We start from the raw sequence: 17,700 nt of genomic DNA, 5'->3' as shown, positions 1-17,700 counted from the left end.
TATCTATCGGTAACAGACCCTCTTACGGACGCCGTTTCACCATGACCGCTTCCAATCTCTGGCTCGCCGCCGGCCTGCGCTCGCCCTTCGCCAAGGTCGACGGGGCCCTGGCCGCCCACGACGCCATCGATCTTTCCGTCCCCGTGGTGAAGGCCATGCTGGAGAAAGGGGCGCGGCCCGACTTCGCGGTCTGGGGCACGGTGATCCCGAACCTCACCTGGAGCAACATCGCCCGCGAGGTGCTGTTGGACGCCGGGGCGGATCCGACCATCCCGGCCTTCTCCACGGTCATGGCCTGCTCGACCAGCATGACCGGCGTGCTCGAGGCCGCCGGCATGATCGACGGGCGCGGCCGCGACCTGGCTTTGGTCGGCGGCGTCGAGGCCATGAGCCGGGTGCAGATCGGCCTGTCGGTGCGGCTGTCGGACTGGATCCGCCGCTTCCAGCAGGCCCGCGACCTGAAGGGCCGGCTGGCGGTGCTGTCCGCCTTCAAGGCCGCCGACGCCAGGCTGTTCATCCCCAAGGTGGCCAACCGCACCACGGGCCTTTCCATGGGCGAGCACACCGAGATCACCGCCAAGGAGTGGGGCCTCGCGCGCGCCGACCAGGACGCCATCGCCTTCGCCAGCCACCAGAACGCCGTGCGCGCCTGGGAGAACGGCTTCTTCGACGACCTGGTGATCCCGGTGGGCGAGGCGCGCCGCGACACCATCCCGCGCAAGGACAGCACGCTGGAGAAGCTGGCCAAGCTGAAGCCCGCGTTCGACAAGACCAGCGGCCAGGGCACGCTGACGGCCGGCAATTCCTCGCCGCTGACCGACGGGGCGGCCAGCGTTTGGGTGGCGTCGGAGGCGGGCCTGGCCCGCCTGCCCGAACGCACGCCGCGCGTGAAGATCCTCGACTACGAGGTCACCGCCATCGACCTGAGGAACGAGGGCCTCCTGATGGCCCCGGCCTACGGCGTGCCGCGCATGCTGGCGCGCAACGGTCTGACGCTTTCCGACATCGGGCTGTGGGAGATCCACGAGGCCTTCGCGGCCCAGGTGCTGTCGCACATCGCTGCCTGGGAGAGCAAAAAGTTCCTGGCCGAACGGGCCGGGGTCGCGGCCGACCTGGGCGCCTTCCCGCGCGAGCGGATGAACCCCACCGGCGGGAGTCTCGCGCTGGGCCACCCGTTCGGGGCCACGGGCGCGCGGATCCTCAGCCAGGCCACCAAGGAACTGGCCGCGCGCGGCAAGGGCGAGAAGGCCATCGTCAGCATCTGCGCCGACGGCGGCCAGGGCACGATGATGTTGCTGGAAGCGGCGTAGCCGAGGTCCGCCTCTCTCTCCATGGGAGGTGAACCGGGCGATGTCGTTGGGATACCCCAGACGTAGAACCGGCCCGAGGACTAGGGGCAACCTCGGGCCGGCGGTACGCATGTCGCGTTGTGGGGGGTGGACGCGACACGGTTAAATTGGACCCGGCAGTCCCTCCGATCAAGCGAATGGATGTCGCTCGGCGCTTTTGTCGCAGGGAAGCGTTGTCAGGAAAACGGTGTCAGGTCAGGACCGAGAAGATCAGGGTGACGACGGCCACGTCGAAGGCTCGGATCAGGATGGACAGCATAGGTCGTGACGCTTTCCGGAAAGACTCGCGCCTCGACCTAGCAAGACTGGCGCCAAGTCGGCGCGAGGCGCTAGAAATCCGGGATGGCGCTGTTCTTCGATCACGACTGGTACGACGCGCGGTTGGCGCAGCGGGGCCTGGATCGCCCGGCCCTGGCCGCGGCGGCGGGTCTCAGCGCGGCCGATCTGGAGCTGGTCTTCAAGGATCAGCGCGAGATCGCACCGGCCGAACTGGCGGTTTTTGCCGAGATGATCGGGGTTTCCTGGGAAGAAGCCGCCCGGCGGGCCGGCGTGGGCGCCCATGCGGCGCCGGTCGATCCCGCCGCGGCGCGGATCGCGCGGCTGGAGGCCAGGGTGGCGGCGCTGGAGGCCCAGGTCGCCGCCCTTGCGACCAGATCTGGCGGCTAGATCTCGGTCTTCTTGATCAGGCCCGCCTTGGGACGACGGTCGGCCGGGCCGGAATATTCCGTGCCGAGATAGGTCGAACGCGCCGCGTCGAGCACTTCCTGCCCACCGCGCAGGCCGCGCTTCTGGCCAGGCTGGCCCATGACCTGGGCGGCGAAGGCCGCGAACGGGCCGCGCGGGCGCGGCTGCGGCGGCGGATCGGCCGGGGCCTCTTCCTCGTCGCGGACGAACACGACCTCCTCGCCGTCCGCCTCGTGGCGGTCGGAGTCCTTGGGCGCGGCCAGCGCCCGGCGCGCGTTCGCCGCGCGTCGGATGGGGTCGATCGGACCGGTCATGGTCGGCACGCTAGCGGCGCCTCCGTTAAGAACGAATGCGCCGTCATGGTTGATGGAAATTAGGACTTGGTCGCCAGCTTGGCGATCTGTTCCTGCATGGCTTCGAGCTGGCGCTTGAGGTCGGCCAGGCTGTCCTCGCTGGGGGCAGCCGGAGCCGGCGCGGGCGGCGGCGGGGCGGCGGGCGCCTCGGTCGCGGCGTCTTCGGGGCGGCTGTAGGCGAAGGGCGAGAACATCTTCATGGCCCGGTCGAACAGGGCCATGTTCTGGCGGATCTGCTCTTCGTAGATGGCCATGCCCGGCGCGGCGGCCTTGCCGGCCAGACCCGGAGCGCCGGTGAACTGCTGGCGCATGCGCTCCTGCTGCTTGGAGAAGCTTTCCAGCGACATCTCCAGGTAGCTGGGCAGGAAGGCCTGCATGGAGTTGCCGTAGAAGCCGATCAGCTGGCGCAGGAACTGGATGGGCAGCAGGTTCTGGCCGCCGCCGCGGTTTTCCTCTTCGAAGATGATCTGGGTCAGGACCGAACGGGTGATGTCGTCGTTGGTCTTGGCGTCGTAGACCACGAAGTCGACGCCCTCCTTCACCATGTCCGACAGGTGCTCGAGGGTGACGTAGGAACTGGACGCGGTGTTGTAGAGCCGGCGGTTGGCGTACTTTTTGATAACGACGCGCTGACCCGAACCTTTTTCGGCGGAAACTTTGTCGGCGCCGGGGGCGGCTTCGCCTTTTTCGGGGTTCTCGGACATTTCGTTCCCTGGGACAGCGGTGTCGCCCGCCTTTTCGCATCGCACTATCGCTAATGCAAAGCCAGGGCGCCAGTCCCGCGAGGACTTGGACGCCAGATGATGACATGAAAATGTATTCGTGACGAACGCCGTTCGTTTGGGCATGGTGCTATTGCACTGCAAAAGTGTGGGCGCCGCACCTGCGAAGGCGTCACGGAACAGTCACGGGAAAATCAAAGCCAATGACCGACATCGTCATCGTCTCCGCCGCCCGCACGCCGGTGGGTTCCTTCCTCGGCGCGCTTTCGAGCCTGCCGGCCGCGGAGCTGGGCAAGACCGCGATCGCCGCCGCCGTGGAGCGGGCCGGGATCACGCCGGCCGATGTCGACGAAGTGATCCTGGGCCAGGTTCTGCAGGCCGGCGCCGGCCAGGGCCCGGCCCGCCAGGCCTCGGTCAAGGCCGGCATCCCGGTCGAGAGCCCGGCCTGGAGCCTGAACCAGCTGTGCGGCTCGGGCCTGCGCGCGGTGGCCCTGGGCGCCCAGCAGATCCTGTCGGGCGACGCCAGCATCGTCGTGGTCGGCGGCCAGGAGAGCATGAGCCAGGCCCCGCACGCCCAGGCCCTGCGCACCGGCCAGAAGATGGGCGACCTGGGCTTCGTCGACACCATGATCAAGGACGGCCTGTGGGACGCCTTCCACGGCTACCACATGGGCCAGACGGCCGAAAACATCGCCAACCGCTGGCAGATCACCCGCGAGGACCAGGACAAGTTCGCCGTCGCCAGCCAGAACAAGGCCGAGGCCGCCCAGAAGGCCGGCAAGTTCGCCGACGAGATCGTCGGCGTGACCATCAAGGGCCGCAAGGGCGACACCGTCGTCGACCAGGACGAATACATCCGCCACGGCGTGACGCTGGACAGCATCTCGGGCCTGAAGCCGGCCTTCGCCAAGGACGGCTCGGTGACCGCCGCCAACGCCTCGGGTCTCAATGACGGCGCCGCGGCCCTGGTGCTGATGAGCGCCGCGGAAGCCGAAAAGCGCGGCCTCAAGCCGCTGGCCCGCATCGTCTCGTGGGCCAACGCCGGCGTCGAGCCGGAAATCATGGGCACCGGCCCGATCCCGGCCACCAAGAAGGCCTTGGAAAAGGCCGGCTGGAGCGTTTCGGATCTCGACCTGATCGAGAGCAACGAGGCCTTCGCCGCCCAGTCGATCTCGGTGGTGCGCGAGCTGGGCCTCGACCCGGCCAAGGTCAATGTCAACGGCGGCGCCATCGCCATCGGCCACCCGATCGGCGCCTCGGGCGCGCGGATCCTGACCACCCTGGTGCACGAGATGAAGCGCTCGGGCGCCCAGAAGGGCCTGGCCACGCTGTGCGTCGGCGGCGGCATGGGCGTGGCCCTCTGCGTCGAGGCCGTCTGAGCCAGGAAGTCTGGGCCAGGAAGTCTGGGCCCGGAAGAAGTCTTCGTGACAAACTGCGTCCGGGGCTTGCGCTCCGGACGCGACCACGTGCAACCATGACGTAACGGCAGCGGGAGACTACTGGATGGCTAGAGTTGCGTTCGTGACCGGCGGCACGCGCGGTATCGGTCGGGCGATCTGTGAGCGGCTGGTGGCCGACGGCCTCAAGGTCGCGGCCGGCTATTCCGGCAATGAGGCGGCCGCCGAGGCCTGCGCCAAGGAGCTTGGCGTGACGGTGGTGAAGGGCAATGTCGGCTCGTTCGAGGATTGCCAGGCCGCGGTGGCCAAGGTCACCGCCGAGCTGGGTCCGGTCGACGTGCTGGTCAACAACGCCGGCATCACCCGCGACGGCTTCCTGCACAAGATGACCTACGATCAGTGGTCGGAAGTGATCCGGGTCAACATGGACTCGGCCTTCAACATGACCCGTCCGGTGATCGAGGGCATGCGCGAGCGCGGCTGGGGTCGGATCATCAACATCAGCTCGATCAACGGCCAGAAGGGCCAGGTCGGCCAGACCAACTATTCGGCCGCCAAGGCCGGCCTGATCGGCTTCACCAAGGCCCTGGCCCTGGAGAACGCCAAGAAGGGCGTCACCGTCAACGTGATCTGCCCAGGCTACATCGACACCGAGATGGTGGCCGCCGTCCCCGAGACGGTGCTGGCCGGCATCATCGGCGGCATCCCCGTCGGCCGCCTGGGCAAGGGCGAGGAGATCGCCGACATGGTCTCGTTCCTGGCGGGCGAGCGGGCCGGTTTCGTCACCGGCGCCACCCTGTCGCTGAACGGCGGCCAGTACCTCGCCTGAGGCTGGCCTCGAACCTTCTGTCTTGACCTGACGGTCCCGGTTGGCGTCAATCGCGCCAACCGGGAGCACGTGGCGGACCGCCGCGCTCTTCCTGTTTGGGACGAGCCTGCTTGTCCGTTGCGGGCGACCGAAGCGGGCAGGCTCTATGGGGAGCGAGTGGCGGGGGCCGCGCGCCAAGGGAAGCGTTGCAGAAAAGTCGCACGGCGACGCTTGCCAGGAAGCGCCGCCTCCACGTCCAAGATTCGCCCCAGTCGGGGACCATCACCGTTCGCATGATACGACCGACGGTGGAAAGGATGGGGCCGGGAGGCTGCGCGGCAACGCTGATGCTCGCCCTGGCAGGCCTGACCATCGCCACGCCCGTCGCGGCCCAGTCCAAGCACAGCCTGCGCGACGCCCTGTTCGGCGACCGCGCCGCCGCCGAGGCTCGAAAGGCGCCGCCGCCGCCGGTGGCCCGCTACGTCTCCGACGGCGGCGGGGCCTTCGTGCTCGACCGCGCCACCCCGACTACCCTGCTGAAGTTCGAGAACAGCAGCGAGGTGTGGGTGCTGTCGCCCCACGCCGGTCCGCGCGGCGACGTCATCTATAAGAACGAGTTGGGCGAGCCGGTGCTGCGCGCCACCAAGCTGGGCGGCATGACCCTGTTCACGCCAGATCGGCCGGCCGGCGCCGCCGCGGCGCTGATGGGCCGGGCCCCGACCATCCAGCCGCCGGCCTTCATCACGCCCAACGCCCTGTTCCAGCGCATGCTGCAGGCGGCCGACCGCGCCAGCCGCGCGGCCCGCCACCGGGTCAGCTTCGAGACCGTGCAGGACGCCCGGCCCGAGACCTCGGTGCTGGTCGCCGAATGCGCCAACGTCACCGCCGAGGCTTTCGAGCGCATGGCCCGCAACGGCGACCGCAGCCTGCTGAACCGGATCGGCCGCGTGCTGCTGGCCGAGGGCCGCAAGCCCGGCGCGACGATCAAGGACGACGCCCTGATCGTCACCTACGCCGCCGGCAAGGGCCTGGCTGGCCGTCCGTCCTCCGACCGCATCATCAAGGTGGTGGACAAGTAGGGCGCGGAACCCGGGCGCCCGATCCACGTTCCAGATGCTTCATGCATACGGCCAAGCTCCTTGAGGCGCTTTTTCCGTTCCGGAGCCTGCCTTGCCGACCGATACCGCCCCCGTCGACCTGACCAACTGCGATCGCGAGCCGATCCATATCCTGGGCGCGATCCAGCCCATCGGCTTCCTGATCGCCCTGACCGCCGACTGGCTGGTGGCGCGGGCCTCGGCCAATGTCGGCGACTTCATCGGCTTCCAGCCGGCCGAGCTGTTCGGCAAGCCGCTGTTCGAGCTGTTCCAGCCCAAGGCGGTGCACGACCTGCGCAACCGTTCGACCCTGCTGCGCGGCCCCGACGCGGTGGAGCGGATTTTCGATCTGGAACTGGTGGCGGGCCGTCCCAACTTCGACGTCGCCCTGCATTTCTCAGGCGGCCAGATCGTCATCGAGGCCGAGCCCGCCTCGGGCGAGCATGGCGACGCCACCGGCATGGTGCGCTCGATGATCGCCCGCCTGGACGGGGCGTCCGATTTCGCCGCCTTCTATCGCGAGGGCGCGCGCCAGGTGCGGGCCCTGATCGAGTTCGACCGGGTGATGGTCTATCGCTTCGCCGCCGACGGCTCGGGCGAGGTGGTGGCCGAGGCCGTGCGCTCGGGCATCGGCGCGTTCATGGGCCTGCGCTATCCGGCCTCGGACATCCCGGTCCAGGCCCGCGAGCTCTATCGCCGCAACCTCCTGCGGGTGATCACCGACGTCAACGCCACGCCCGTGCCGATCGTCCCGCAGCGCGACCAGCACGGCCAGCCGCTGGACCTGTCGCTGTCGGTGCTGCGCTCGGTCTCGCCGATCCACATCGAGTACCTGAAGAACATGGGCGTGCAGGCGTCCCTGTCGATCTCGATCATCGTCGAGGGCAAGCTTTGGGGGCTGTTCGCCTGCCATCACTATTCGCCCCGCTGCCCCACCTTCGAGCGGCGCTCGGTCAGCGAGCTGTTCGCCCAGATGTTCTCGATGCGGCTGGAGAGCCGCGAGCGGCAGGAGACGGTGGAGTACGAGCGCCGGGCGCGCGACATCTCCGACCAGCTGCTGGGCGCGGTCGCCTCGGACGAGACCCTGCTGAAGGATCCTGACTGGCTGGGCGACATCCTGACCAACGCCATCCCGGCCGATGGCGTAGGCGTGTGGCTGGGCGGCAACCACGCCTTCTCGGGCACGGTCCCGCCGCTGGACGACTTCCGCCGGATCGTCCGGGCGCTGAACGGCACGGCCGCCGGCAAGGTCTTCGCCACCGACCATATCGGCTCGCTGATCGACGACGCCCACGGCTTCGCCTCCGACGCGGCCGGCCTGCTGGCGATCCCGATCTCGCGCTCGCCCCGCGACTATGTGGTGCTGTTCCGCAAGGAACTGATCCATTCGGTGCGGTGGGCCGGCGATCCGCACAAGCCGATGGAGTACGGCCCCAATGGCCCGCGCCTGACCCCGCGCGCCAGCTTCGCCGAGTGGAAGGAGCTGGTCGAGGGCAAGTCCCAGCCGTTCTCGGGCTCGGAAATCCGGGTGGCCGAGACCCTGCGTGCGACCCTGATCGAAGTGGTTCTGCGGCTGGCCGACCAGGCCTCGGCCGAGCGCCAGCAGGCCAGCGCCCGCCAGGAGCTGCTGATCGCCGAGCTGAACCACCGGGTGCGCAACATCCTGGGCCTGATCCGCGGCCTGATCCGCCAGTCGCTGCCGGCCGGCGGCGACATCGCCGAGTTCGTCAAGGTCGTCGACGGGCGCATCCACGCCCTGGCCCGCGCCCACAACCAGATCACCGACGACCACTGGGGTCCCGCGCCCCTGCAGGCGCTGATCGACGCCGAGGCGGCCGCCTTCGTCGACGAGCGCGACCGCATCGTCGTGCAGGGCGAGCCGGTGTCGCTGAACCCGCAGGCCTATTCGACCCTGGCGCTGGTGTTCCACGAACTGGTCACCAACTCCAACAAGTACGGCGCGCTGTCGGCCGAGGGCGGCCGGGTGACCATCGGCTGGCATCACAAGGCGGGCGGCGACCTGGCCGTGGAATGGCGCGAGGCCGGCGGCCCGCCGGTGACGCCGCCCACCCGCAAGGGCTTCGGCACCACGATCATCGAGCGCTCGGTGCCCTACGACCTCGGCGGCAAGGTGAAGGTCGACTACGACCCGCGCGGCTTCCACGCGGTGTTCAGCATCCCGGCCCGGCACCTGTCGCAGCCGCGCCAGGGCGGCCCGCGACCTGTCCGCTTCCCCCGCCCGGCCCCGGGGCACGCCCACCCCCCGCCGTCCAGGATCCTCGAGGGCCAGGACGTGCTGTTGGTCGAGGATAGCCTGATCATCGCGCTGGACGCTGAGGACATCGCCAACCGCCTGGGCGCGCGCGGCGTGACGACGGCGGCGACGGTGCAGGGGGCGCTCGACAACATCGAGGCCCATCGTCCGACCGTGGCGGTGCTGGACATCAACCTGGGCGACCGCAACAGCTATCCCATCGCCGACCGGCTGGCCGAGCTGAAGACGCCCTTCCTGTTCGCCACCGGCTATGGCGAGCAGGCCAACTTGCCGCAGAACCATCGTGGCCGGCTGGTGGTGCAGAAGCCCTACACGCTGGAAAACCTGGCACGGGCGCTGGACTCGCTGGGCGTCGGGCCGGGCGAGGCCTGACGAGCCGCCAAGAAAAAAGGACCCCGGCGCAAGCCAGGGTCCTTTCGCAGTGGCCGCTTCTGTCCGCTGGGGTTGGGGACCGAGAGGCGCGGGCGGCGGCCTTGTTGTCTGGTGTCCGGCTCAGCCCCAGGTCTGGCGCAGGCGGAAATAGATGAACGGGTCGAAGTCGACGCGGCGGTCGTCGAGATAGGCGAAGTCGCTGGGCGCGCGGACGCGGCCCTCGAACACCTCGCGCTGGCGACTGAGGCCGCGGCCGGTGAGGTTCTGGGCCTCGACCCGCAGCGACAGCCCCTGGCGCGGCTTGACCTCGGCATAGGCCAGGAGCCACGGCTCGATCTCGAAGCGGCTGACCTCGTTGAAGGCGTAGGATGTCTCGGTCTCGCCCGAGAACAGCTCGACGCCCCATTGCAGCTTGCGCTTGGGCAGGTCCTGCGAGAACCGCAGCTCGCCCTCGAAGGGCTCCTGGTCGCTGATCCGGCGCTTGCGGCCGGTGATCGGGTCGACGACTTCCGACCGGGTCCAGGTTCCCTTGCCGCGCAGCAGGCCGCCGGGGACGAAGCGCTCCAGCGGCAGGTTCACCGACAGCTCCAGCTCGTCGCCGGCGGCGTCGCCGATATTGCCGGGGGCGTCGTAGAGATTGCCGGCCTTGTCGACCACCAGGATGCGGTCTGCGACGTCGCTGATCTCCTTGTGGCGGGCGGTCAGCACCACGGCGCCGTCCTTGCCGAACTTGCGCTCCCATGCCGCCTCGAACACCCAGGTCCGCTCGGGCACCAGCTCGGCGCCGCCGGCGGTGTCGCGGCCTGTCGAGAAGGTGGTCGACGAGACGAAGTCGCTGAAGTCCAGCTGGCCGACCTCGCGCTCGACGCGGCCGCGGAACTGGTCGTGGGCGCTGGGCGACCAGGTGACCGACAGGCGCGGCTTTGGATAGGTGAACGACTTTTCGAGGTTGGTGTCGCCGGTCTGCGAGATGGTCGAGCGCTCCAGCCGCAGGGCGCCTTCCAGGGTCAGCTTGGAATGGGCGCGCCAGGTGGCGACGCCGAAGGCCTCGCCCCGCTTTTCCTCGACCCGCACGTTGGCGGCCGGCAGCACCTGGGGCGTTCCGTTGACCAGGTAGCCGATCTGGCTCTCCAGGAAGTTCACCGCGATCTCGCCGCCGCCCTCGAACGACAGGGTCGGGCTCTGGGTGTGGCGCAGAACGCCGCGGGCGATGCTCTCGCCGCTGTCGCGGGCCGAGGTGAAGCGCCCGGCTTCGCCGGCTTCGGTGAAGGTGCTGGCGTAGTCGACGTGCTTTCGGCGCAGCAGGCCGGTCAGCTCGACGCGCGACCTGGCGGTCAGGGGGCGCTCCCAGCCCAGGCCGATCTCGCCTTCCTCGCGGTCGTCGGCGTCGATGACCTTCAGGCGGTCGCCGCCGGTCGGGGGGATGTCCTCCAGGCTCCAGTCATAGATCTCGCGCTCGTAGACGGTGTTGACCGACAGCCGGCCGCCCAGCAGGGGGCGCTTCAGATTGGCCTTGGCGGTCAGGCCGTCGCCGCCGCCCGTTTCGTCCAGCCAGGAGGGGCTGACGGTCCCGTTGGCCCGGCGCACGACCTTGGGGCCCTCGCCGGCGCCGTCGTCGACATAGCGATAGGACAGCAGCGACCAGTCGAAGGCGTTGACGCCGTACTGGCGCGAGCCCTCGAAGCGCATGGCGGGGGTGGTGCGGCCGTCCTGCTGGAACGAGCTGGCCACGGCCAGCAGGGTCGAGCCCTTGGCGTCGGCGCGCAGCACGACATTGGCCACGACGTTCTTGCCCTGCATGTCGACGCCTGGGGCGCCGCCGACGATGATCTCGACACGGTCGACCTGGCTGGCCTGGATGCGGCGCAGGGCGTCCTCCAGGGACTCGCTCTTGGTGGCCGGGCGCTGGCCGCCGATCAGCACGTTGCCGGCCGCGCCGCCGAAGCCGCGCACGCTGTCGCCGCCGTCGAAGGTGAAGCCGGGCACGCGCACGACCATGTCGTAGGCCGACAGCGGCTGGCGGTCGGCGAAGAAGGCGGCGGGATAGCGGGTGACGCCTTCCGTCGCCGCGGCGACGACGGGGGCCTGGGCCGAGGCCTCGGGCGTTGCGGCCGCGAGGGCCGCGAAAAGCGATCCGAACTGCATGTCTTTCCGTCCCCTGGCCCCCGCCAGTTGCGTGGCTGGCAAACTGGGCCTTTGGCTATCGGGAGGGAAAGTTACAAGCTTGAAATGTGGATTAAATAATGGATATCAATGGACGGAAGCGTCCAGTTTTCGTCCGGAGAGGCCTCCCCCAGAGGGGGAGGCGATCGCGTAGCGATCGGGGGGGAGCCTGTCGAAATCCGGCCCTGTTCAGCGGAAGCTGAAAACGGCCCCCCTCCGTCGCCTTCGGCGACACCTCCCCCAGAGGGGAAGGATCTCCCGGCTAGATATTCGTCCCGCCCACGGTCAGGCCGGTGATCTTCAGGCTGGGTTGGCCCACGCCCACGGGCACGCCCTGGCCGGCCTTGCCGCAGACGCCGATGCCGGGATCGAAGTCGAAGTCGTTGCCGATCATGGTCACGCGGGTCAGCGCGCTGGGGCCGTCGCCGATCAGGGTGGCGCCCTTCACAGGGGCGGTGATCTTGCCGTCCTCGACCAGGTAGGCCTCGGTGCACTGGAAGACGAACTTGCCGTTGGTGATGTCGACCTGGCCGCCGCCGAAGTTGGCGCAGTAGAGGCCCTTTTTCATCGAAGCGATCATCTCGGCCGGATCGTCGTTGCCCGCCAGCATGCCGGTGTTGGTCATGCGCGGCATCGGCATGTGGGCGTAGGACTGGCGGCGGCCGTTGCCGGTCGCCTGCATGCCCATCAGCCGGGCCGACATGCGGTCGTGCATGTAGCCCACGAGGATGCCGTCCTCGATCAGGATGGTGCGCTCGGTCGGCGTGCCCTCGTCGTCGATGGTCAGCGAGCCGCGGCGGCCGGGGATCGAGCCGTCGTCGAAGACGGTGACGCCCTTGGCGGCCACCCGCTCGCCGATGCGGCCCGAGAAGGCGCTGATGCCCTTGCGGTTGAAGTCGCCTTCCAGGCCGTGGCCGACGGCTTCGTGCAGCAGCACGCCGTTCCAGCCCGGGCCAAGCACCACGTCCATCTCGCCGGCCGGGCAGGCGACGGCGTCGAGGTTCACGAGCGCCATGCGCAGGGCCTCGTCGACCTGGCCCTGCCATTTGTTGGGGCTGATCCAGGCCGAGAAGCCGGCGCGGCCGCCGGCGCCGGACGAGCCGGCCTCGCGCTTGCCGTCCTTCTCGACGGTGACCTGGACGTTCAGGCGCACCAGCGGGCGCACGTCGCGGATCAGCTTGCCGTCGGCGCGCAGGATCTCGACCACGCGGCGCTCGCCGGCCAGGCTGGCCAGCACCTGCACGACGCGCGGGTCGCGCTGGCGGGCGAAGGCGTCGATCTCCTGGAGCAGGGACACCTTGTCGGAGAAGGCGGGCGAGGAAACGGGGTCGTCCTCGCCGTAGAGCTTTTCGTTGGTCGAGCGCGGGCCCTCGGCCGAGATCCCGGCGTAGCCGCGCTTGGCCAGGCTGGCGGAGGAGGCCGCCCGGCCGATGGCGGCCTCGGAGATTTCCGAGGCGTGGGCGTAGCCGGCCGTCTCGCCGGCCACCACGCGCAGGCCGAAGCCCTCGCCGGAGTCGTAGGAGGCGGTCTTCAGCCGGCCGTCGTCGAAGACGAAGGCCTCGCTCTCGGACCGCTCGAGGAACAGTTCGCCGTCGTCGGCCCCGGCCAGGGCCTCGCCGAGGATGGCGCGGGCGCGTTGCGGGTCGACGCCGGCGGCGTCCAGCAGGGAGGGGGCGGAGAGGGGAGCGGTCATTCCTGTAAGGTAGGCGCTTGCAGGCCCCGCGTCATCTCCCTCCGCCCCCGGATCGCTCACCAGCTTTCGTTGATGTCGCCCGAACCGGCGATCGACTTGGACAGGCTGGCCGGACGCTCGGTCAGGGTGACGTCGCCGCTGCCGGCGATGTGCACGTCCGCTTCGCCCGTGGGGCCCAGCTTCGCCTCGCCGCTGCCGGCGATCGCGACCTTGGCGTCGGTGACGGTCAGGGCGGTCAGTTCAGCCTCGCCCGAGCCGGCGATCCGGAGGTCGACCTTGGCGGTCTTGCCCGAGGCGTAGGCCTCGCCGCTGCCGTTGAGGGTCAGCGACAGGTCCGGCTGGTCGTAGGACTGGATGTCCAGGTCGCCCGAGCCGTTGAGGGTGAACTTGCGCACGGCCGGGGCGGTGATGCGGATCACCAGGTCGTCGCTGCCCGCGAAGGTCTGCATGCCGTGGCGGTCGAAACGGAAGCCGCGGCCCTGGCCGTCGCCGTCGAAGTGCAGGCGGTCGTTGGTCAGCACCACGCGGCGGGCCAGGCCTTCGGGGCCCTCGACCGTGATGTCGGCCTTGGGCCCTTGCGTGTAGATCACCCGGGCGGGCAGGTCGATGCGCAGGGCCTCGCCGCCGGTCCAGGCGATCTGGCGGCTGGTGTTGGGGCCGTGGTCCTCGATCGTCACGTCGCCGTTGCGGCGGATGGTGACGCGGCCGTCGTCGTCCTCGATGTGGATGTTGGCCGGGAAGTTCCAGCCGCCCTGCTTGACGAGGTCGCGGCCGCCGATGGCGAAGGCGGTTCCCAGGCAGGCCACGGCCAGGACGAAGCTGGCGACGGCGATGATGGTCAGGTTGCGGATCATGGCCAGGCCTCAGGCTTGCGGTTCGATGGCCGGCTTCAGCAGCCGGTAGTGGAGCCGGCCGTACCAGACCAGCAGATTGACCAGGCCCACGGTGACGAGGCCGGTGACGGCGCTGAGCGCGGTGGCCGCGGCCATCAGGCCGATGCCGCCGAGGATGGCGAAGGCGGGGCCGCCCGGCGGGTCCATGAACGGTCCGGCCGAGAACACGAAGCCGCCGGCGATGAAGATGCCGATCCCGGCCATGAAGAAGCCGAACAGCGCCCCGATCACGCCCATCAGGATGGGCAGCAGGATCAGGATGTCGATCGCGCCCAGGCCCAGCACCGCGAACACGGCGCCGGCGGCGGCCGACGGGTTCTTGGTCTCTTCCCAGCGCTTGAGGCCGGCTTCGGCGCGCAGCTCGCGGGCCAGGCGGTCGGGATCGCCCAGGGCCGCGGCCGTCTCGGCCTCGCTGCGGCCGGCGGCGATGGCGTCGTCGAAGTGGGCCTCGTAGTCGGCCACGGCGTCGGCGATGGCGGAGGCCGGCAGGCCGGCCAGGCCGCGCTTCAGACGGGTGACGAATTCGGCGCGGGTCATGCGGCGGCTCCCAGGATGTCGTTCACGGCCTTGGCGAAGGCTTCCCATTCGCTCTTCTGGGCGGCGAAGCTGTCGCGGCCGGCGGTGGTGAGGCGGTAGTATTTGCGGGGCGGGCCGCTGGTCGACTCGACCAGATAGGTCTCGACCAGGCCGTCGGACTGCAATCGCCGCATCAGCGGGTAGATGGTCCCCTCTCCCATGTCGATGTCCTTGGCCAGCTGGCTGGCGATCTCGTAGGCGTAGCTGTCGGCCTTCGACAGCAGGGCCAGCACGCACAGCGCCAGCACGCCTTTCTTCAATTGGGTTTCGATGGCTTCAGGCACGGCTCTCGTTTCCTGTTGGTGAGAACCTTGTACGGCCAGGTAGTGTGCGATGCAAGGTAGCTGTTATTACAAGTTATCAATGTTCGAGGATCGACGTGATTCGCCTGTCGGTCGTGTGGATGAAATCGGCGAAGTTATTGAGAATGCTTCTCAACTGACGCGATTCCCCTGCCCAACGTGTGGTTTCGGGTGCTTGGCAACAGGGATTGAAGCGCGTAAGCACGCCTGCGACCGGCCGGCGCCGTGGGGGGAGTGCTTTCGACCGTTTCAAGTCGATTGCATAAGTCCGCGTAACCGGTCGTATTGTGCATGTCGGCGCGGAGACACGGCTGAGTAACAGCCGGTCGCCGCCGTAACGGGCCGAGAGGGAAATGAAGGCACAAGTTCAGGGGATGGGACGGAAGGGGTTTGGCTTTGCAGCCGCCGCCGTCATGACGACGCTCGCGGGGCATGCCTTCGCCGACGATCTATTGGGCCAGCCGACGCCGGGGGGCATCGCCCTCCAGCCGGCGGCGTCCGTGCTCAAGCACGACGCCATCTGGTTCCACGACTGGGTTCTGATGCCGATCATCACGGCCATCACCCTGCTGGTCCTGGGCCTGCTGGTCTGGATCGCTGTCCGCTACAACAAGAAGGCGAACCCGGTTCCGGCCAAGTTCAGCCACAACACCACGATCGAGATCATCTGGACGATCGTGCCGGTGCTGATCCTGATGATCATCGCCATCTTCTCGTTCCGGCTGTTGTTCAAGTACAACGACATGCCCAAGCCCTACATGACCGTGAAGGCCACGGGCTATCAGTGGTACTGGGGCTACGAGTATCCGGACCAGAAGGTCCCGGAGATCATCTCCAAGGTGCTGAGCGAGGAAGAAGTGGCGGCCAAGGGCCTGCCGCACAGCCTCTATCGCCTGGCCGCCGACAACGCGCTGGTCGTGCCGGTCAACCAGGTGGTGCGCGTGCAGGTCACCGCCGCCGACGTGATCCACGCCTTCGCCCTGCCGGCCTTCGGCCTGAAGACCGACGCCATTCCGGGCCGCCTGAACGAAACCTGGTTCAAGGCCGAGAAGGTGGGCACCTATTACGGCCAGTGCTCGGAGCTCTGCGGCATCGACCACGCCTTCATGCCGATCGAGATCAAGGTCGTCACGCAGGCCGAGTTCGACGCGTGGGTGAAGTCCAAGGCTCCCGCCGAGGCGCCCGCCGCCCCGGCGACCGCCGAAGCCGCCCCGGCCGCGCCTGGCGCGGCTCCGGCCGCCACGCCCGCCGCCGCCGCTCCGGCTGCACCCGCTTCCGCTCCGGCCGCGGCCCCCGCCGCCGCGCCGGCGGCCTAAGAACGCTTTAGGATATCAGTCCGATGGCTCACGCCGCTGACATCGATCACCACGACGCCGGCCACGGCGCCGACGAAAAGCCGCCCTTCTTCCAGCGCTGGTTCTTCTCGACGAACCACAAGGACATCGGCACCCTCTACATCCTGTTCGCCATCATGGCCGGGATCGTCGGCGGGGCCCTGTCGGGCCTGATCCGCTGGGAGCTGATGCACCCGGGCATCCAGATCTTCTCCGAGACCGGCCTGCTTGCCGAGTGGGGCGTGTTCAAGGGCAAGCACGGCTACAACGCCGTGGTCACCGCCCACGCCCTGATCATGATCTTCTTCATGGTCATGCCCGCCATGATCGGCGGCTTCGGCAACTGGTTCGTCCCGATCATGATCGGCGCGCCGGACATGGCCTTCCCGCGGATGAACAACATCTCGTTCTGGCTGCTGGTCGCCGCCTGGATCCTGCTGTGCACCTCGATGTTCGTCGACGGCGGCCCGGGCCACGGCTTTGGCGGCGGCTGGACGATCTATCCGCCGCTGTCGACCTCGGGCCACACCGGTCCGGCCATGGACCTGGCGATCCTGTCGCTCCACCTGGCCGGCGCTTCGTCGATCCTGGGCGCGATCAACTTCATCACCACGATCTTCAACATGCGCGCGCCGGGCATGACCCTGCACCGCATGCCGCTGTTCGCCTGGTCGGTGCTGATCACCGCCTTCCTGCTGCTGCTGTCGCTGCCCGTGCTGGCCGGCGCCATCACCATGCTGCTGACCGACCGCAACTTCGGCACCCACTTCTTCGATCCCGCCGCCGGCGGCGACCCGGTGATGTTCCAGCACTTGTTCTGGTTCTTCGGTCACCCGGAAGTGTACATCCTGATCCTGCCGGGGTTCGGCATCATCAGCCACATCGTCTCGACCTTCTCGAAGAAGCCGGTCTTCGGCTACCTCGCCATGGCCTACGCCATGGTCGCCATCGGCTTCGTCGGCTTCGTCGTGTGGGCCCACCACATGTACACGGTCGGCATGCCCATCAACCTGCGCGCCTATTTCGTGGCCGCGACGATGATCATCGCCGTCCCGACGGGCGTGAAGATCTTCTCGTGGATCGCCACGATGTGGGGCGGTTCGATCAGCTTCAAGACGCCCATGCTGTGGGCGATCGGCTTCATCTTCCTGTTCACGGTCGGCGGCGTCACCGGCGTCGTGCTGTCGAACGCCGGCATCGACTACAGCCTGCATGACACCTACTACGTGGTGGCCCACTTCCACTACGTGCTGTCGCTGGGCGCCGTCTTCGCCATCTTCGCGGGCTTCTACTACTGGTTCGAGAAGATGTGGGGCGTGAAGTACAACGAGTTCCTCGGCGCGACCCACTTCTGGATCATGTTCGTGGGCGTGAACCTGGTGTTCTTCCCGCAGCACTTCCTGGGCCTGGACGGCATGCCGCGTCGCTATGTCGACTATCCGGACGCCTTCGCGAAGTGGAACTACGTCTCGTCGGTGGGCTACATGATCACCGTCCTCGGCGTCGGCGTCTTCCTGCTGGTGCTGATCGAGGCGGCCATCCGTCGCCGCAAGGCCGAGGCCAACCCGTGGGGCGAAGGCGCCACCACGCTGGAATGGACCCTGTCCTCGCCGCCGCCGTTCCACCAGTTCAGCGAGCCGCCGGTCATCAAGGCCGACGATCATCACTGATTGGCGCGACTG

General features: G+C 68.6%; 15 protein-coding genes. 8 read left to right on the top strand and 7 right to left on the bottom strand.

Annotated elements, in window-relative coordinates; all coding sequences use genetic code 11:
* Positions 1 to 41: 41 nt before the first annotated feature.
* Both SGCZBJ_RS00535 and SGCZBJ_RS00530 read left to right on the top strand, forming a co-directional pair.
* Positions 42 to 1,310, top strand: a complete 1,269-nt coding sequence (locus SGCZBJ_RS00535) for an acetyl-CoA C-acyltransferase (protein WP_101716086.1) — start codon at positions 42 to 44, stop codon at positions 1,308 to 1,310.
* Positions 1,311 to 1,691: 381 nt separating this feature from the next.
* On the top strand, positions 1,692 to 2,015 hold the full coding sequence (locus SGCZBJ_RS00530; protein ID WP_101716085.1) for a DNA-binding protein: 324 nt from the start codon (positions 1,692 to 1,694) through the stop codon (positions 2,013 to 2,015).
* Here the strand turns inward: SGCZBJ_RS00530 and SGCZBJ_RS00525 are convergent.
* Both SGCZBJ_RS00525 and phaR read right to left on the bottom strand, forming a co-directional pair.
* Positions 2,012 to 2,347 carry a hypothetical protein gene (locus tag SGCZBJ_RS00525; protein WP_101716084.1) on the bottom strand — a complete coding sequence of 112 codons (336 nt, stop codon included), beginning with the start codon at positions 2,345 to 2,347 and terminating at the stop codon, positions 2,012 to 2,014. The genes SGCZBJ_RS00530 and SGCZBJ_RS00525 overlap by 4 nt on opposite strands.
* Before the next feature lie 59 nt (positions 2,348 to 2,406).
* The gene (gene phaR, locus SGCZBJ_RS00520) at positions 2,407 to 3,090 is read right to left on the bottom strand and encodes a polyhydroxyalkanoate synthesis repressor PhaR (protein ID WP_101716083.1); all 684 of its coding nucleotides are present in this window, start codon (positions 3,088 to 3,090) and stop codon (positions 2,407 to 2,409) included.
* 221 nt (positions 3,091 to 3,311) lie between these two features.
* Between phaR and SGCZBJ_RS00515 the strand changes: the two genes are divergently transcribed.
* From SGCZBJ_RS00515 to SGCZBJ_RS00500, 4 genes are all read left to right on the top strand, one after another.
* Positions 3,312 to 4,487, top strand: a complete 1,176-nt coding sequence (locus SGCZBJ_RS00515) for an acetyl-CoA C-acetyltransferase (RefSeq protein WP_101716082.1) — start codon at positions 3,312 to 3,314, stop codon at positions 4,485 to 4,487.
* Between the two features lie 124 nt (positions 4,488 to 4,611).
* Positions 4,612 to 5,334 (top strand): acetoacetyl-CoA reductase, encoded by a 723-nt coding sequence (phbB, locus tag SGCZBJ_RS00510; protein WP_101716081.1) that lies wholly within the window; start codon positions 4,612 to 4,614, stop codon positions 5,332 to 5,334.
* A 326-nt stretch (positions 5,335 to 5,660) separates the two neighbouring features.
* Complete coding sequence (locus SGCZBJ_RS00505) at positions 5,661 to 6,392, top strand: DUF4908 domain-containing protein (protein WP_240621361.1); 732 nt, start codon at positions 5,661 to 5,663, stop codon at positions 6,390 to 6,392.
* A 91-nt stretch (positions 6,393 to 6,483) separates the two neighbouring features.
* Positions 6,484 to 9,057 (top strand): HWE histidine kinase domain-containing protein, encoded by a 2,574-nt coding sequence (locus tag SGCZBJ_RS00500; RefSeq protein WP_101716079.1) that lies wholly within the window; start codon positions 6,484 to 6,486, stop codon positions 9,055 to 9,057.
* Positions 9,058 to 9,177: 120 nt separating this feature from the next.
* On the opposite strand, the gene SGCZBJ_RS00495 is transcribed toward SGCZBJ_RS00500, so the two are convergent.
* The 5 genes from SGCZBJ_RS00495 to SGCZBJ_RS00475 all read right to left on the bottom strand — a co-directional run bounded on the left by SGCZBJ_RS00495 (position 9,178) and on the right by SGCZBJ_RS00475 (position 14,666).
* On the bottom strand, positions 9,178 to 11,202 hold the full coding sequence (locus SGCZBJ_RS00495) for a TonB-dependent receptor plug domain-containing protein (protein WP_101716078.1): 2,025 nt from the start codon (positions 11,200 to 11,202) through the stop codon (positions 9,178 to 9,180).
* Positions 11,203 to 11,482: 280 nt separating this feature from the next.
* Complete coding sequence (gene tldD / locus SGCZBJ_RS00490; RefSeq protein WP_101716077.1) at positions 11,483 to 12,913, bottom strand: metalloprotease TldD; 1,431 nt, start codon at positions 12,911 to 12,913, stop codon at positions 11,483 to 11,485.
* A gap of 56 nt (positions 12,914 to 12,969) precedes the next feature.
* Positions 12,970 to 13,767 carry a GIN domain-containing protein gene (locus SGCZBJ_RS00485; RefSeq protein WP_101716076.1) on the bottom strand — a complete coding sequence of 266 codons (798 nt, stop codon included), beginning with the start codon at positions 13,765 to 13,767 and terminating at the stop codon, positions 12,970 to 12,972.
* A 9-nt stretch (positions 13,768 to 13,776) separates the two neighbouring features.
* Positions 13,777 to 14,343, bottom strand: coding sequence for a DUF1700 domain-containing protein (locus SGCZBJ_RS00480; RefSeq protein WP_101716075.1), 567 nt, complete (start codon positions 14,341 to 14,343; stop codon positions 13,777 to 13,779).
* Positions 14,340 to 14,666, bottom strand: a complete 327-nt coding sequence (locus SGCZBJ_RS00475; RefSeq protein ID WP_101716074.1) for a PadR family transcriptional regulator — start codon at positions 14,664 to 14,666, stop codon at positions 14,340 to 14,342. Before SGCZBJ_RS00475 ends, SGCZBJ_RS00480 begins: the two co-directional genes overlap by 4 nt.
* Positions 14,667 to 15,037: 371 nt before the next feature.
* On the opposite strand from SGCZBJ_RS00475, the gene coxB reads away from it, so the two are divergent.
* The gene (gene coxB / locus SGCZBJ_RS00470; RefSeq protein WP_101716073.1) at positions 15,038 to 16,000 is read left to right on the top strand and encodes a cytochrome c oxidase subunit II; all 963 of its coding nucleotides are present in this window, start codon (positions 15,038 to 15,040) and stop codon (positions 15,998 to 16,000) included.
* A 23-nt stretch (positions 16,001 to 16,023) separates the two neighbouring features.
* The gene (gene ctaD, locus SGCZBJ_RS00465; RefSeq protein ID WP_101716072.1) at positions 16,024 to 17,688 is read left to right on the top strand and encodes a cytochrome c oxidase subunit I; all 1,665 of its coding nucleotides are present in this window, start codon (positions 16,024 to 16,026) and stop codon (positions 17,686 to 17,688) included.
* Positions 17,689 to 17,700 lie beyond the last annotated feature (12 nt).

This window comes from Caulobacter zeae (assembly GCF_002858925.1).
GTDB lineage: Bacteria > Pseudomonadota > Alphaproteobacteria > Caulobacterales > Caulobacteraceae > Caulobacter > Caulobacter zeae.
Note: the sequence above shows the minus strand (reverse complement) of the source record. Positions and strands in the feature narration are given on the sequence as shown.

Coding starts and splice junctions, on each gene's coding strand:
- phaR (WP_101716083.1), bottom strand. CDS start 3,090: ATGTCCGAGAACCCCGAAAAAGGCGAAGCCGCCCCCGGCGCCGACAAA.
- SGCZBJ_RS00485 (WP_101716076.1), bottom strand. CDS start 13,767: ATGATCCGCAACCTGACCATCATCGCCGTCGCCAGCTTCGTCCTGGCC.
- SGCZBJ_RS00525 (WP_101716084.1), bottom strand. CDS start 2,347: ATGACCGGTCCGATCGACCCCATCCGACGCGCGGCGAACGCGCGCCGG.
- SGCZBJ_RS00535 (WP_101716086.1), top strand. CDS start 42: ATGACCGCTTCCAATCTCTGGCTCGCCGCCGGCCTGCGCTCGCCCTTC.
- SGCZBJ_RS00495 (WP_101716078.1), bottom strand. CDS start 11,202: ATGCAGTTCGGATCGCTTTTCGCGGCCCTCGCGGCCGCAACGCCCGAG.
- phbB (WP_101716081.1), top strand. CDS start 4,612: ATGGCTAGAGTTGCGTTCGTGACCGGCGGCACGCGCGGTATCGGTCGG.
- SGCZBJ_RS00530 (WP_101716085.1), top strand. CDS start 1,692: ATGGCGCTGTTCTTCGATCACGACTGGTACGACGCGCGGTTGGCGCAG.
- SGCZBJ_RS00505 (WP_240621361.1), top strand. CDS start 5,661: ATGCTCGCCCTGGCAGGCCTGACCATCGCCACGCCCGTCGCGGCCCAG.
- ctaD (WP_101716072.1), top strand. CDS start 16,024: ATGGCTCACGCCGCTGACATCGATCACCACGACGCCGGCCACGGCGCC.
- SGCZBJ_RS00515 (WP_101716082.1), top strand. CDS start 3,312: ATGACCGACATCGTCATCGTCTCCGCCGCCCGCACGCCGGTGGGTTCC.
- coxB (WP_101716073.1), top strand. CDS start 15,038: ATGAAGGCACAAGTTCAGGGGATGGGACGGAAGGGGTTTGGCTTTGCA.
- SGCZBJ_RS00480 (WP_101716075.1), bottom strand. CDS start 14,343: ATGACCCGCGCCGAATTCGTCACCCGTCTGAAGCGCGGCCTGGCCGGC.
- tldD (WP_101716077.1), bottom strand. CDS start 12,913: ATGACCGCTCCCCTCTCCGCCCCCTCCCTGCTGGACGCCGCCGGCGTC.